This window comes from Pseudoalteromonas sp. SCSIO 43095 (genome assembly GCF_023650455.1).
Taxonomy (GTDB): domain Bacteria; phylum Pseudomonadota; class Gammaproteobacteria; order Enterobacterales; family Alteromonadaceae; genus Pseudoalteromonas; species Pseudoalteromonas tetraodonis.
Window position 1 is genome coordinate 565612 of the sequence record NZ_CP087995.1, and the last position, 15658, is coordinate 581269.

Sequence of the window (15658 nt, forward strand, 5' to 3'; positions counted from 1 at the left end):
TCATTTTGAAGTTGTTTACCAAGTTATATGATATGGCCTTAGTGTGGGCTAAGCATCGCCATGCAGAACGTTATTTAGCAGGGATGAGCTTTGCCGAATCGGTTTTTTTTCCGGTGCCACCCGATGTAATGTTAGCGCCTATGTCGCTGGCACAACCGAGTAAAGCATGGCGATTTGCAAGCTTTGCTACCGTAGCTTCTGTGCTTGGCGGCGTGCTAGGTTATCTACTAGGGTTTTGGTTATTTGAACCTGTTGTAGAGCCTTTTATTGCACAAATGCAATGGCAAGATAAATTTAATACGGCACTTGCATGGTTTAAAGAGTATGGCGTATGGGTGGTATTTTTAGCCGGGTTTTCGCCTATTCCTTATAAGGTATTTACTATTGGTGCAGGGGTATTACAAATGGCGTTTTTACCCTTTATTGTTGCATCGGCGGTTGGACGAGGGGCGCGTTTCTTTTTAGTATCTGCTTTAATGAAATGGGGCGGAGTTAAAATGGAGCAAAAATTACGTCAATATATTGAAGTGCTTGGCTGGGCTGTGGTTGCTTTAATTGTTGTTGCGTACATTTTATTACGTTAAGTACTATATATTAATGTTATTAACGCAGAGGGCAAAACGCATTGAATAAACAAATACGCTGTTATGTTGCTTTATTTATTAGTGTTTTTCTCTGTGCATGCTCGTCTCGCCATGTTCCCGCACCGGTAAGCAGTTTAAATAATAATATTAATGACTATCCCTCACGGATTAATATTAACGGCGGAAAATACACAGTACAAAAAGGCGATACACTTTACTCGATTGCTTTTAGTGCCGGAAAAGATTTCAGGGAGCTTGCAAAAAACAATTCAATTGCATCACCTTACATTATTGTTCCTGGTCAGGTTGTTTCTCTTTTAGAACCAAGCAAGCCAAGGGGTACAGCAAAAACGAATCAAAAACACCCAGCTAAAAAGTCATCTAATTTACAAAAAAGTAACAAAAAATCAAAGAAAGAGCTTGATAAGCCGAAAAAACGAAGGTATGTTCAAAAACAAGCTAACCAAAAAATTAGCAAGTCTCAAGGTTCTGCAAACAGAAAGTTGAGTTGGTTTTGGCCTGCTAAAGGTAAAATAATCCAACGCTTTTCTAACAAGGAAAATGGTTATAAAGGCCTACAGATTGCTAATAAAAAGGGGTCGGCAGTATTCGCCGCTGCTCAAGGAACGGTAGTCTATGCGGGTAGTGCACTAAGAGGTTACGGTAATTTAATTATATTGAAACATAATGATGATTACCTAAGTGCTTATGCACATAACTCAAAGTTACTTGTTAAAGAAAAGCAAATAGTGAAGGCGGGACAAAAAATAGCAGAAATTGGTAATTCAGAGTCTTCAGTAACGGCACTTCGTTTTGAAATTCGTTATCGAGGAAAAGCTGTTAACCCTGCTAAATACCTACCCTGAACTAAAGGTGTTGATTGATTGTTCTGGAGAAGGCTCATGGCTAATATAGCAAAAGCTAATAAAACGACTACAGACCTTAATCATAAAGTTATTGATAGCTTGCTCAGGAGAAGTCTTATGGCTGATGTAGCAAAAGCTGAGAAAACCCCCACTGATGATAAGTTTGACGATTCAAAAGTTGAAGATCCAACGCAACTACTTGATGACGTGGAAGATGAAGACGTATTTGTTAAAGAAGAAGTCACTAAAAACCTCGACGCCACTCAGTTATACCTAGGCGAAATTGGTTTTTCCCCTCTATTAAGTGCCGAAGAAGAAGTCTTTTTTGCACGAAAATCGCTTAAAGGCTGTGAAGCTTCCCGTAAACGCATGATTGAAAGTAACTTACGCTTGGTTGTGAAAATTGCGCGCAGGTATAACAATCGTGGGCTTGCTCTACTCGATTTAATTGAAGAAGGTAACTTAGGACTCATTAGAGCGGTTGAAAAGTTTGATCCTGAACGTGGTTTTCGATTTTCTACTTATGCTACATGGTGGATACGTCAAACCATTGAGCGGGCGATAATGAATCAAACGCGTACTATTCGCTTGCCTATTCATGTTGTTAAAGAGCTTAACGTTTATTTACGTACAGCACGTGAGCTAACGCAAAAGCTTGATCATGAGCCTACCGCAGAAGAAATTGCAGAAAGCTTAGATAGACCGGTCGAAGACGTTACTAAAATGCTACGCCTAAATGAAAAAATAGCCTCTGTAGATATGCCCATTGGTAGCGAGAATGACAGTGCATTATTAGATGTGATAGCCGATGAAAAAAATGTAGGCCCTGAAGGTGAAGTACAAAACAACGATATGAATACGCATATTATTGACTGGTTAGGTGAGTTAAACCCTAAGCAACGCGAAGTACTGGCACGTCGGTTTGGTTTACTAGGCTATGAACCCTCAACCCTTGAAGATGTTGGCCGTGAAATAGGCTTAACCCGTGAGCGAGTTCGCCAAATACAGGTTGAGGCGCTACGTCGGTTAAAAGATATTTTGCAACAAGAAGGCTTAAGTACCAAAAGCTTATTTGAACAGTTCGCTTAATCTAAACACACAGAAAAATGAATATAGCCCGGCTTTTTTAAGCCGGGCTGTTTACGTATAAAGCAGTGCTTTTAATTTATAAAGCAGTTCATGCGCCTGACGCGGTGATAGGTTATCAGGGTCTATTGCGCTCATTTGTTGCTCAAGCTCACTAGGCTGAATTATTTGCGGTTCACTATCAAACGGTAAAACCTGTTGCTCTGTAGTGACTGTGGTGACACTTTGATGGTTTTCAAGCAAGCTTAGCTTTTGTTTAGCTTGGGCAATAACTGCTTTAGGCACCCCGGCCAGTGCCGCTACTTGCAAACCAAAACTTTTACTTGCGGCACCATCTAATACCGTGTGCATAAAGGCAATGGTATCGTTGTGTTCAATGGCATCTAGGTGCACATTAACCAGCCCAGGCGTTTGTTCTGCAAGCTCAGTGAGTTCAAAGTAATGGGTTGCGAACAAAGTTTTAGCCGCGATTTTTGAAGCGAGGTGATCAGCCGTGGCGTACGCCAGTGATAAACCATCGTAAGTACTGGTTCCTCGGCCTATTTCATCCATTAATACCAATGATTGTGCAGTGGCATTATTTAAAATTGCCGCGGTTTCGGTCATTTCAACCATGAAGGTTGAACGCCCAGATGCTAAGTCGTCACTGGCGCCAATACGGGTAAATATTCTATCTATATTACCAATTTTAGCGCTATCGGCAGGAACGTAACAGCCAATATGTGCCATAAGCACAATAAGCGCAGTTTGGCGCATGTAGGTTGATTTACCGCCCATGTTAGGGCCGGTAATAATCAACATTTTACGCTGGTTATTGAGCTCCACAGGATTGGCAATAAACGGGTCTTTCATTACCTGCTCTACCACAGGGTGGCGGCCTTGTTTAATGCTGATATTATCGTTATCGCAAAGCTCAGGCTTGGTATAATTAAGTGTTTGGGCACGCTCTGCTAAATTGTTCAGTACATCTAGGTCGGCAATTACTGAGGCCATTATTTGTAGCTGCTCAATATGCGGAGCTATAAATTCAAATAACTGTTCGTATAATTGTTTTTCAAGGGCCAGCGCTTTTGATTGACTGCCGAGAACTTTGTCTTCGTGTTCTTTTAGTTCTGGGATTATATAGCGTTCGTTATTTTTTAATGTTTGACGACGAATGTAATCTGCAGGCACTAAGTGTGAGTTGGCGCGGCTCACTTCAATAAAAAAGCCATGCACTCGGTTATAACCAATTTTAAGTGTACTAATACCGGTGCGTTCACGTTCGCGCTGCTCTAGCTGTTCAAGCACATCGGTGGCACCTTGGCTTAAATTACGCCACTCATCGAGTTCGCTGTTATACCCTGGCGCAATAACACCGCCATCACGAATTAACACTGGCGGATTATCAATGACAGCACGTTCAAGTAATGCTTGTAGCTCAGGAAGCTCTTTAGAATGCGTAATTATATGCGAAATACGTGTATCAGTTGCATCGTTTAATAAGCTATGCAGTGGCGCCAATGCTTGAAGCGCACTACGAAGCCGTGTTAAATCGCGTGGGCGAGCGGTATGTAATGCCAAGCGAGCAATTACACGTTCTATATCACCAATCTCTTTGAGCGCGTCATGCAGTTCACCACATAATTGTGCATCTAAAATGGCAGTAATAGCATTAAGTCGTGAGTTGAGTTCATCTTTATTACGAATAGGAGTATGAATGCGACGTTTAAGTAATCGCGAGCCCATCGCCGTTGCTGTTTTATCAAGCACTTGGGCTAAGGTGTTTTCAAAGCCGCCGGATAAATTAACCGTTAACTCAAGGTTTTTACGGGTTGGCGCATCCAAAATAACCGCGTGTTCGTTATGCTCAAGAGTGATTGCGCGGATGTGCGGTAATGCAATACGTTGGGTATCTTTTACGTACTGCATTAAACAGCCTGCTGCCACCAAGGCGCTATGTGCTTTGTCGACGCCAAATCCTACTAAATCTTTGGTCCCAAACTGCTCGCACAGTAAGTGCTGCGCGGTATCAAGGTCAAACTCCCAATCAGGGCGACGTCTTGCCCCTATAATGTGTTCAATTAAGTGAATATTTTCAAAGTGTTCGCTATACAGTAATTCAGCAGGCGCTAAGCGTTGTAGCGTTGAGCTAAATGCTTCATCAGTGTTTACTTCAACAACATTAAAGCGTCCTGAGTTGATATCAAGATACGCAATACCGTATTGGCCTTTTTTATTTTGCCAAACACTGGTTAAAAGGTTGTCTTGGCGTTCTTGCAGTAAGGCTTCGTCAGAAATAGTACCCGGGGTGACAATACGTACTACCTTGCGCTCAACAGGACCTTTGCTGGTGGCTGGGTCGCCCACTTGCTCACAAATAGCCACCGACTCGCCCATTTGTACTAAGCGGGCTAAATAGTTTTCTACTGCATGATAAGGCACGCCCGCCATAGGAATAGGATCGCCACCGGCTTTGCCACGATGTGTTTGTGAAATATCAAGCAATTGCGCGGCGCGTTTTGCGTCGTCAAAAAAGAGTTCGTAAAAATCCCCCATCCGATAAAACAATAAAATATCGCGATGCTCTGATTTTATTTTTAGATACTGCTGCATCATAGGGGTTTGTTGTTTTATAGTGTGCGGTGCATAAAGATCAAACGACATGTATTTACCCAAAGGCTGAATATGGAATTACATCAAGAGATTAAGACACTTGCTGCGCAATTAGGCGCTATTTTAACGGATAAACGCTTATGGATCACTACCGCTGAATCATGTACTGGTGGTGGAGTGAGTTATTCGCTTACCGATACCCCCGGAAGCTCTGCATATATTGACCGCGCATTTGTCACTTATAGCAATAACGCAAAGCATGAATTACTCAATGTGAAGCGTGATACCCTCGAGGAATTTGGCGCGGTGAGCGAACAAACAGTCATTGAGATGGCAGCAGGTGCATGTAAGGCGGCTAATGCTGGTATTGGCATTGCTATTTCAGGAATTGCAGGTCCAGGTGGTGCCACTGAAGGCAAACCGGTAGGGCTTGTGTGGTTTGGGCTACAAATTAACGGTAAACACTGGACGTTTAAGCAAGTATTTGATGGTGATAGGGCGCAAGTTAGGCTGCAAGCTATTGTATTTTCTTTAAAAACTATAATAGAGAAGATAAAATAATAAAATTAGCTTGATACTGTGATTTCATACAGTATACTTGTGTGCATTAGCTGGATTTGGAGAAGAAAATGAACGATAACAAACAAAAAGCGTTGGACGCTGCTTTATCACAAATTGAACGTCAATTTGGTAAAGGCTCAATTATGAAATTGGGTGACAACAAGGCGTTAAACATTGACGCTGTATCAACAGGCTCGCTAGGTATTGATATTGCTTTAGGTATAGGCGGCTTGCCAATGGGGCGTATTGTTGAAGTATATGGCCCAGAGTCATCAGGTAAAACAACGCTAACATTACAAGTTATCGCACAAGCTCAAAAAGAAGGTAAAACGTGTGCCTTTGTTGATGCTGAGCATGCTCTTGATCCAGTTTACGCACAAAAGCTAGGCGTTAATATTGATGAGTTACTTGTATCTCAACCAGATACCGGTGAACAAGCACTGGAAATTTGTGACATGTTAGTGCGTTCAAGCGCGGTTGATGTAGTGATTGTCGATTCTGTTGCTGCATTAACACCAAAAGCGGAGATTGAAGGCGACATGGGTGATTCACACATGGGCCTACAAGCACGTTTAATGTCACAAGCATTACGTAAGCTTACAGGTAACATTAAGCGCTCAAACACGCTATGTATTTTCATTAACCAAATCCGTATGAAAATTGGTGTAATGTTTGGTAATCCTGAAACAACAACTGGTGGTAACGCCCTGAAATTTTACGCCTCTGTACGTATTGATATTCGTCGTATTGGCTCGGTAAAAGAAGGTGATGAAGTTGTTGGTAACGAAACGCGTGTTAAAGTTGTGAAGAACAAAGTAGCACCGCCGTTCAAACAAGCTGAATTTATCATTATGTATGGTGAAGGTATTTCTAAGCAGGGCGAGCTGATTGATTTAGGTGTTAAGCATAAAATTGTTGAAAAAGCAGGTGCTTGGTACAGCTACAATGGCAACAAAGTTGGCCAAGGTAAGTCTAATTCAATTAAGTTCCTTAAAGAAAACCCTGAAATTGCAGATGAAATAGAAGGTAAATTACGTGAAATGCTATTGCTAAAAGCAACGGTTGAGCCAGAAGATGGCGAAGACGTATTAGGTGATGAAGGCGACCTTTAAGCCCATTTGTTTTAAAAGCTTGATTTGACCCGAGCTTAAAAAAAGCGCTAACCATTAGGTTAGCGCTTTTTTATTGTTTGCTATAAAGTGACTTAAAGCCTAGTTAGCTTTATAGCTGCCAGTTAACTGACAATGAGTAGTTACGCGGTGCCCCGTAGTAACCTTGCTCCCAATAAAGGCTGTTTATGTACTTTTCATCAGTACTGTTATTAACATTAAAGGTAACACCGACGTTTTGAGTAATTTCGTAGGTGGCCATTAAATCTAATAAGCCATAAGCATCTTGTTTTGTAGTTGCCAATGCGTTGCCTGCTGGATCTTTTACTTGCACACGGCTAATAGAATCTTGCCAGCGGTAATTAGCACCTAAGGTTAAACCATCAATAAATGGCACTTGATAAGTGGCTGCCATTTTTAATTGGTTTTCTGGGGTGTAATCTTTAACGAGTTCATCACCATCAATACTTAAATTACTAAAGCTGATGCTGGCACTTAAATCATCAGTTAAGCGACCGCTTAATTCAATTTCGAAACCATCACTGTTAATACCATCTGCAGCGTAATAACGCGTATCGCTTGGAAGGGAGCCCGGAAGTGCAACAGCAAGTCCATCTTGCTTAGCATCAAAATAGGCCAGTGTTACAAATACTTGCTCATCTAAAAGTTGTGCTTTTAAACCAACTTCAGCACTTTTACCAATAACAGGAGCCAGTTGTTCAGCGTTAATGTCTAATTCTTTTTGCGGCACAAACGTTTCTGTGTAGCTAGCGTAAGCTGATAATGACTCGGTAAAATCGTACACAGTACCAATGTAAGGAATAACCTCTGAGTCATCGCGGGTTTGCACTACACTATAAGCAGTACCTTTAGTTTCCCAGTCGGTATAGCGTACGCCAGCCAAAATGCTTAATGGCTCTGCTAGTTTTATACGAGTTGAAACATAGGCCGATCTTTGTGTATTTTGTACATCACTGCCGTTAGGTTTATCAACCAGTGTTGCTTCTGGTGCTATCCCATCCCAAGTCGCTAAATCAGGCATCGCAGGGAAACCATTTCCTGTGCTGTAGTCATAAAGTGATTGGTCATTAAAGTCCATGTTTGCTTGGCTAATGCCGAATGATAAGTCGTGCTCTAAAGAAAATAGCTCAAACTTACCGCTGGCATATAAATCAAACAAATCTTGGGTGTCTTTGTAATCATAACGACTCGCATAGCCGGTTAAACCTAAACCAGTATCTTTATCTGGGGTACCATATACATAAAATAACTCAGAATTTTGTTCATTTTTTATATGGGCATAACGGGCTTTAGCAACCCAAGTCGCTGATAAGTTTTGCTCAAGTGTTACATAGATACGTTCAGCGCTATTATCCCAATACGACCAATCTGCAGCTGTGCTAGTTGAGTCATCATAGTTAGTTGCTGAGCCATCAGTGTAATAAAGTGGTAGCGCACCCCATAAAGGACTGTCGGCATCTTTTTGTTGATTCACGTAGTTAATACTTAGTAGTGTATCGTCAGTTAGCTTACCCTCATAGGCAAGGTAGGCAATGGTTTTATCGGTTTCGTAGCGGTCTAGGTATGACTCTTTATCTTGCTTAGTAAATACAGCACGAACAGCGTGTTCATCGTTAATCGGTCTGGAAACATCAATATCTACACGCTTGTTATTCCACGAACCATAAGAAGCGGATGCATGAGCTTGCGTTGTGTAGGTTGGTTTTTTTAGCACCATATTTACAGTAGCCGATGGGTTACCTGCACCGGTCATCATGCCGTTGGCACCACGCACTATTTCAACGCGATCGTAGATTGCGGTATCTAATGTTCCCTGAATTGAACCAGAACTTTGTGGAATACCTAAGCCATCAATCAAAAAGTTGGTTATGTCAAACCCACGGGCTTTAAAGTAAGTACGATCGGTTTCTATTTGCTCTACTGTTACGCCTGGGGTGCTTTCTAATACCGCATTAATATCATCAAGTGAAAAATCATCCATCAACGCGCGTGAAACAACAGAAATTGATTGCGGAGTTTCTTTAATTGTTAAACCTAGCTTAGTCGCAGACTGCGCTTCTTCAGTAATATAGTTTTTATGATGTTGCCCATAAACAGCAATTTTTTCTAAAGGTAGGTCGTCTTGCGTGTCGTTTGCAACAGCATATCCAGATAAAACCAGTGAAGTAAGTAGACTCAGTTTAAATACAAAGCCTTTTTGTTTGTGCAGCATTATGTTTCCCATAAGATTAAATGTGGAAGTAATTTAATCTAAATGAGAGTGATTTGCAATTGCGTTTGCTGGATGTTTTACACGTCTTTGATATTTTTTAAGTAAAGCGCATGGGTTTGGTTAACTTGAGCTCTGGTTAAAAACAAAAAAAGCGGCCGAAGCCGCTCAGGAAGTAAATCAGTATTTTAATTGGTTAGGAAATTAAAACGCATACTTTACAGAAAATTGTAAACGATCTAGATCGCCATCTACGCCACTTTCAAGCTCGCGCTCGGCATGCTTAAACTCAGCACCAAAAGTTAAGCGTTTAACTGGTGAGTATAAAATGTTAGCACTGTAGCTTTGGCTTGATTTAGTTGGATCGCCTGTAAGGGCGAGTAAGTCAGTGTTGTTATCAGCACTGAAAAATGAATATAAGAAAGTTGAACGCCATTGGCTATTCCATTTATGCTGATACGCTACAAAGCCAGAGGTTGAATCAATCGCATCTAGGTCATCACCATTGAGAACCGCACCATGAGCTACGTTTAGACCCACATAACGACCTAGTCCTTTACCTTGGGTAAGCATAAATTTTAGATTATCTTGACCAAACTTCACCATACCCGATGCACTAACACCAAATGATGTTTCATCGGCATCAACACCGGCTACTTTGTAGGTCAGTTGACGAGCAAGGGCTGTTACTACAAAGTTACCCCAATCAGCATTATGGGTGTAGCGTGCGGTAAAGTCAGGTAATGAGGCATCATCAGTCACGGCCATGCCACCGCCAGCTGTAGTAATTGTGCTTTCTGGGTTCTCTAACGAGAATGACCATGCACCCGTAGTGTATTTAACTTGAGTTTGGCGCACAAATACAGTGCCCTCAGCTGGGCCAACAAAATCAAGCGCTTCTGGTAATGCACCGACGTTTTGAAAGTTTGACCATGTTTGACCAAATAACCAGCCATCATATGAGATAAATGCATGGCGAATACGCGGAGAATATGAATTGGACACACGCTCGTTACCGCCTGGGGCAGAAGCTAAAAAGTCTAGTTCTATTTTAGTTTTAACCGTTTTGCCATTATCTAAAAGTGTAGACGTACCAAAGTTAAAGCGAGATTCACGCGCGTGCATATCAAATACAGCATCTGAGTTATTATCGCTGCCAACGGTTAATGTACTTGGTACATAAAAGTCACGACCAACACTGGTGCCTGCAGGCGCACCTGCTGAGTAGTCACTCCACATTGCGTCGAGTTTAATGTATCCACCGTAGGTGAATTCGGTATCACCTATTTTTGCAGCTGTTGCGGCATAAGCCGTGCTTGTTAAAGCACATAATACAGCACTGGCTGCCAGTGTTTTAATTGGAGTAAATTTCATTGTTGCGTCCTTTTATAGGCTACTTGTTGTATGTTGTTTGCTTATGATATGTATTAATGTGTGTTACTTATATAGTACTAACAGATTGAATTTAATTATCTTTAATCTAATTTGTTAGTAAATACGAATTATTAATAAACAATCAAAGTTTTTAAATATTTAAACTACTGTTGTATATGTACACAATTTACTCAATCAACCATTAGTCTATTAGACTAAGGTTTAATAATTATTGAGTGTTCATATACTTTTATTTAATAGTATGTTTTTTATGTAAATAGAGTGTAGCCATAAGGGTTGTAGATAAGATAATCATTGTTTGAACTCAGATACAACTAATGTCTAATATTTAATAGTGCACTGCTGAGTAATCCTTGATGAAAAGCCTAAGGCAAGTAATATAAATTGGAGACTAATATGTCACAAAGTATCTATCCAGTTCCTGCGCACATTAAAAACGCAGCGTTCGTCGATAATGAAAAATATAATACGATGTATAAACAGTCTATTGAGGACCCTAAAGGTTTTTGGGCTGAGCACGGTAAGCGTCTTGACTGGTTTACTCCATATTCAAAAGTAAAAAACACTTCATTTGACAAAGGCCATATCAATATTAAATGGTATGAAGATGGCTACCTTAATGCCTCTTATAACTGTATTGATCGTCACTTAAAAACAAAAGCGGATAAAGTAGCATTAATTTGGGAAGGTGATGATCCTTCACAAAGCGAAAATATCACCTACCAACAGCTACATGATGAAGTGGCAAAGTTTGCCAATGGTTTAAAAAAATTAGGTGTTAAAAAAGGTGACCGTGTAGCCATTTATATGCCAATGAGCCCGCAAGCTATATACGCGATGCAAGCTTGTGCCCGTATAGGGGCAATTCATTCAGTTATTTTTGGTGGTTTTTCACCGTCAGCTATTGCGGATCGTATTAACGACTCGGGCGCTAAAGTGGTGATCACGTCAGATGAAGGCCGACGTGCAGGTAACTGTGTGCCGCTCAAAGCCAATGTAGATGAAGCCGTATTACAAGATTCAGTCACCACTGTTGAACATGTAGTGGTACATAAACTAACATCAGGCGATGTTGATTGGCACGACCATGATATTTGGTGGCATGACTTAGTTGCAGATCAAGCGTCAGAGTGCGAACCTGAACACATGAATGCTGAAGACCCGCTGTTTATTCTGTATACATCGGGTTCTACAGGTCAGCCTAAAGGTGTGGTACATACCACCGGTGGCTATTTAGTCTATTCATCTATGACCCACGAATACATTTTTGATTTAAAAGACGATGATATTTTTTGGTGTAGTGCTGACGTTGGCTGGATCACAGGTCATAGTTATATTGCTTACGGGCCGCTCGTTAATGGGTGTACGCAAGTCGTATTTGAAGGCGTACCGACTTACCCAACAGCAGGTCGTATGGGTGAAGTGGTTGATAAACATAACGTGACAATTTTATACACAGCACCTACTGCCATTCGTGCATTGATGGCCAAAGGCGAAGAGCCGATTGCCAGCTCACATCGCGATAGCTTGCGCATTTTAGGTTCTGTGGGTGAGCCAATCAATCCAGAAGCGTGGACTTGGTACTTTGAGAAAATTGGTAAATCTAACTGCCCAATTGTAGATACGTGGTGGCAAACCGAAACCGGTGGCATCATGATTGCGCCATTACCAGGTGCAACCGATATGAAACCTGGCTCTGCAACTCGCCCATTCTTTGGTATTGCACCGGCATTATTTGATGCTGGAGGTAATACATTAGAGGGCGCTGTTGAAGGAAACCTAGTTATTTTAGATAGCTGGCCTTCACAAGCACGAACTGTGTATGGCGATCACGAGCGCTTTGAACAAACCTACTTTAGCGCTTATCCTGGTGTGTACTTTACTGGTGACGGTTGTCGTCGTGATGAAGACGGTGATTATTGGATCACAGGACGCGTTGATGACGTACTTAATGTATCTGGGCACCGTTTAGGTACTGCGGAAATTGAAAGCGCGTTAGTTGCTCATGAAGCTGTAGCTGAAGCAGCAGTAGTAGGCTACCCGCATGATATTAAAGGCCAGGGTATTTACGTTTACATAACTCCTAACGAGGGTGTAACGGTGAGTGATGAGCTAACAAAAGAGATCCGTAATTGGGTACGTAAAGAACTAAGCCCAATAGCATCACCAGATATGATTCAGTGGTCGCCAGGTTTACCAAAAACACGTTCTGGCAAAATTATGCGTCGTATTTTACGTAAAATCGCGGCAAATGAGCACCAACAGCTTGGTGATACCTCAACACTTGCGGATCCGTCAGTGGTTGATGAGCTAGTAGAAAATCGATTAAATCGTTAATTTCGCGTTAAAAGCTTGATTAGAAGTTGATTCTAAACGTAGTATATCGGCTGTTGTCTGTTGGATAGCAGCCGAATTTTTGGGAGTGAACAATGAGTCAGTTTTTAATAGCGGACGATCATCCGTTATTTCGTGAAGCACTAAAGGGCGCTTTGAGTGTAAAGTTTGCAGGTTTAGAAGTATTTGAATCAGCGGATTTTGATAGTACATTGAAGGTGTTAAGCGAACAAGAAGATCTTGATATATTACTACTAGATTTACACATGCCAGGTAACGGTGACTTATACGGTTTGATCCGTATACGTGAAGATTACCCAAGCTTACCTATTGCGGTGGTTTCGGGTAGTGAAGATGTAAATATTGTTTCGAAAGTTATGGGTTATGGGGCAATGGGGTTTATTCCTAAGTCATCATCATCTGACGATATTGCCAACGCAATTAACCAAATACTCGAAGGCGATACTTGGCTGCCAACCGAACTAAAAACTAAAGTGGCTGAAATAGAAGGCGCAGATAGAGAAATTGCTGCACAAGTGGCATCACTCACTCCACAGCAATACCGCGTATTACAATATTTGCACGAAGGTTTACTGAATAAACAAATTGCGTACGAACTTCACATTTCAGAAGCCACAGTCAAAGCTCACATCACTGCCATATTTAGAAAACTCGGTGTTTATAATCGAACTCAAGCTGTTTTAATTGCTGCAAAACTACAACTAGAACCCATAGAGCAAGCTTAAGCAGACTAAATAAGAGGCGAGAGCCTCTTTTTTGTAACCCCATCACAACAAACCCATCAGTTAATTACCATGGGATAACAAGTCATTCATCTTTATTACATGACCTGCTCAGAAAATAATGCTAGGTTACGGGCATTTTGTAATTAAGAGAGCATGGTATGTCAGACTCAATGGACTCACCACACACATCCCAAGATGAAAATCAGGCCGCAAAGGGCGGTTGGTTTAATCGATTTTTAGCCACGGTAGAATTTTTAGGGAATATGCTTCCCCATCCAATTACCTTATTCGCGCTGTTTTGTATTGCCATTATTTTATTTAGTGGCGTTGCTGATTGGTTTGGACTTAGTGCTATCGATCCTCGCCCTGAGGGCTCTGCTGGGCGCGATCCAGATGGTGTAATTGAAGTAGTTAGCTTACTCAGTGCCGAGGGCTTACAGCGTATTGTAACGGGATTGGTAACTAACTTTACCAGCTTTGCGCCACTGGGTACGGTGCTAGTAGCGCTATTAGGTGTAAGTGTTGCCGAGCATTCAGGATTATTGTCTGCGGCAATGCGTGGCATGGTTATGGGTGCATCTAAACGCTTAGTTACCTTTATGGTGGTATTCGCTGCTATTTTATCAAACACAGCATCTGAGCTGGGTTATGTAGTATTGATCCCTCTAGCGGCAATGATATTTCATAGTTTAGGTCGTCATCCGCTTGCAGGCCTTGCTGCAGCGTTTGCTGGTGTATCGGGTGGCTATAGTGCTAACTTATTACTGGGTACTATCGATCCGTTATTAGCGGGTATTACGACGCCTGCAGCACAAATGATTGACCCAACTTACCAAGTAGGCGCTGAAGCGAACTGGTATTTTATGATGATTTCAGTATTGCTAATTGCTGTTTTAGGTACGCTTGTTACTGAGAAAATTGTTGAGCCACGTTTAGGTAAATATAACCCAGATGAAGCCAGTGAAGATTTAGCTCAAAATAATATTGCCGGTTTAACTGCCAAAGAAAAGTCAGGTTTGAAATGGGCTGGAGTTTCATTACTTGTTGTTTCGTTGTTGCTCGCTTGGACGATTGTACCCGCAGACGGTATTTTACGTAACCCTGAAACAGGTCTAGTTGCTCACTCGCCGTTTTTAAAAGGGATTGTTGTTTTTATTTTTGTTACCTTTGGTATTCCAGGTTTTGTGTATGGTCGAGTGGTTGGCACCATGAAAAATGATAAAGACGTGATCAATGCCATGAGCAAAAGTATGAGCTCTATGGGCATGTACATTGTATTAGTGTTTTTTGCTGCGCAGTTTGTTGCATTTTTTAAATGGACTAACTTAGGCACAATTTTAGCGATTAACGGTGCCGCGTTACTACAAGCTCTTAGCTTAACTGGGCCGGAAGTATTTGTACTGTTTATTTTGATGTGTGCTTTAGTGAACTTAACGCTAGGCTCATCGTCAGCGCAGTGGGCAGTAACAGCCCCTATTTTTGTTCCTATGCTGATGTTAATTGGTTATGCACCAGAAACAATTCAAGCGGCTTATCGTATTGGTGATTCAGTAACTAACTTAATTACCCCGATGATGAGTTACTTTGGTTTAATCCTTGCGGTTGCCACTAAATACAAAAAAGACATGGGAATAGGTACTTTGGTAGCCACTATGTTGCCATACAGCTTAATCTTCTTTGTTGGCTGGGTGGTACTGTTTTACTTATGGGTATTTGTTTTAGGTATGCCAGTAGGCCCTGGAGCACCAACGTATTACACACCCTAGTTAAGTAAGGTTAATTATTTACTTATAAAAATGCCAGCTTATTAGCTGGCATTTTTAATAGCTATATAAAGCTAATTATGAAAATACGACGGTTTTATTGCCATTAATAAACAGCTAGAGTATTACCAAATTGGTTTAATAACATGCCGCCTAAACAAAGGCTTCTTTTGGAGCTAATAATACAACTTTGGTTTTTTCTTCGCCGTGCAGTGCCTCTTTGACGTTAGCAGGAAACCCTTCGCAAAGTTATGATAAAAATCGCTGCGAGATTAGCCTGTGAGTTCTGCTCTCAGAAAAAGCGTTGTGCATCTTTATCAACAAGGCCTAATAATATCTAAATTATGCTGATTACAGAGTTTGGTAATTTTGGCTAAGCCTATATCGTC

Annotated in this window: 11 protein-coding genes; 8 read left to right on the forward strand and 3 right to left on the reverse strand. The window is 41.3% G+C overall.

Annotation, left to right across the window (positions count from 1 at the left end; translation table 11 throughout):
- Positions 1-5: 5 nt before the first annotated feature.
- The 3 genes from LOC50_RS02625 to rpoS all read left to right on the forward strand — a co-directional run bounded on the left by LOC50_RS02625 (position 6) and on the right by rpoS (position 2539).
- The gene (locus tag LOC50_RS02625; protein WP_250653570.1) at positions 6-584 is read left to right on the forward strand and encodes a YqaA family protein; all 579 of its coding nucleotides are present in this window, start codon (positions 6-8) and stop codon (positions 582-584) included.
- A 41-nt stretch (positions 585-625) separates the two neighbouring features.
- Positions 626-1450, forward strand: coding sequence for a peptidoglycan DD-metalloendopeptidase family protein (locus tag LOC50_RS02630; RefSeq protein WP_250653571.1), 825 nt, complete (start codon positions 626-628; stop codon positions 1448-1450).
- Positions 1451-1567: 117 nt separating this feature from the next.
- Positions 1568-2539 (forward strand): RNA polymerase sigma factor RpoS, encoded by a 972-nt coding sequence (gene rpoS / locus LOC50_RS02635; protein WP_008110338.1) that lies wholly within the window; start codon positions 1568-1570, stop codon positions 2537-2539.
- Between the two features lie 51 nt (positions 2540-2590).
- On the opposite strand, the gene mutS is transcribed toward rpoS, so the two are convergent.
- Positions 2591-5182, reverse strand: a complete 2592-nt coding sequence (mutS, locus tag LOC50_RS02640; protein WP_250653572.1) for a DNA mismatch repair protein MutS — start codon at positions 5180-5182, stop codon at positions 2591-2593.
- Positions 5183-5203: 21 nt separating this feature from the next.
- Between mutS and LOC50_RS02645 the strand changes: the two genes are divergently transcribed.
- Positions 5204-5692, forward strand: coding sequence for a CinA family protein (locus LOC50_RS02645; RefSeq protein WP_250653573.1), 489 nt, complete (start codon positions 5204-5206; stop codon positions 5690-5692).
- 68 nt (positions 5693-5760) lie between these two features.
- On the forward strand, positions 5761-6804 hold the full coding sequence (recA, locus tag LOC50_RS02650; protein WP_058155138.1) for a recombinase RecA: 1044 nt from the start codon (positions 5761-5763) through the stop codon (positions 6802-6804).
- Between the two features lie 109 nt (positions 6805-6913).
- Here recA and LOC50_RS02655 read toward each other — a convergent pair whose 3' ends face one another.
- Together LOC50_RS02655 and LOC50_RS02660 are read right to left on the reverse strand one after the other, a co-directional pair.
- Positions 6914-9046 carry a TonB-dependent siderophore receptor gene (locus LOC50_RS02655; protein WP_138626665.1) on the reverse strand — a complete coding sequence of 711 codons (2133 nt, stop codon included), beginning with the start codon at positions 9044-9046 and terminating at the stop codon, positions 6914-6916.
- Between the two features lie 189 nt (positions 9047-9235).
- Positions 9236-10405: a DcaP family trimeric outer membrane transporter gene (locus LOC50_RS02660; RefSeq protein ID WP_250653574.1), complete on the reverse strand. Its 1170-nt coding sequence runs from the start codon at positions 10403-10405 to the stop codon at positions 9236-9238.
- Positions 10406-10822: 417 nt separating this feature from the next.
- On the opposite strand from LOC50_RS02660, the gene acs reads away from it, so the two are divergent.
- The 3 genes from acs to LOC50_RS02675 all read left to right on the forward strand — a co-directional run bounded on the left by acs (position 10823) and on the right by LOC50_RS02675 (position 15272).
- Positions 10823-12763, forward strand: a complete 1941-nt coding sequence (gene acs, locus LOC50_RS02665) for an acetate--CoA ligase (RefSeq protein WP_250653575.1) — start codon at positions 10823-10825, stop codon at positions 12761-12763.
- A gap of 92 nt (positions 12764-12855) precedes the next feature.
- On the forward strand, positions 12856-13506 hold the full coding sequence (locus LOC50_RS02670) for a response regulator transcription factor (RefSeq protein ID WP_214552559.1): 651 nt from the start codon (positions 12856-12858) through the stop codon (positions 13504-13506).
- A 158-nt stretch (positions 13507-13664) separates the two neighbouring features.
- On the forward strand, positions 13665-15272 hold the full coding sequence (locus LOC50_RS02675) for an AbgT family transporter (RefSeq protein WP_008111547.1): 1608 nt from the start codon (positions 13665-13667) through the stop codon (positions 15270-15272).
- Positions 15273-15658 lie beyond the last annotated feature (386 nt).

Bases quoted from the DNA above. Each gene is read 5' to 3' on its own strand.
- rpoS (WP_008110338.1), top strand. From the start codon at position 1,568: ATGGCTGATGTAGCAAAAGCTGAGAAAACCCCCACTGATGATAAGTTT.
- mutS (WP_250653572.1), bottom strand. From the start codon at position 5,182: ATGTCGTTTGATCTTTATGCACCGCACACTATAAAACAACAAACCCCT.
- LOC50_RS02645 (WP_250653573.1), top strand. From the start codon at position 5,204: ATGGAATTACATCAAGAGATTAAGACACTTGCTGCGCAATTAGGCGCT.
- recA (WP_058155138.1), top strand. From the start codon at position 5,761: ATGAACGATAACAAACAAAAAGCGTTGGACGCTGCTTTATCACAAATT.
- LOC50_RS02655 (WP_138626665.1), bottom strand. From the start codon at position 9,046: ATGGGAAACATAATGCTGCACAAACAAAAAGGCTTTGTATTTAAACTG.
- LOC50_RS02660 (WP_250653574.1), bottom strand. From the start codon at position 10,405: ATGAAATTTACTCCAATTAAAACACTGGCAGCCAGTGCTGTATTATGT.
- acs (WP_250653575.1), top strand. From the start codon at position 10,823: ATGTCACAAAGTATCTATCCAGTTCCTGCGCACATTAAAAACGCAGCG.
- LOC50_RS02670 (WP_214552559.1), top strand. From the start codon at position 12,856: ATGAGTCAGTTTTTAATAGCGGACGATCATCCGTTATTTCGTGAAGCA.
- LOC50_RS02675 (WP_008111547.1), top strand. From the start codon at position 13,665: ATGTCAGACTCAATGGACTCACCACACACATCCCAAGATGAAAATCAG.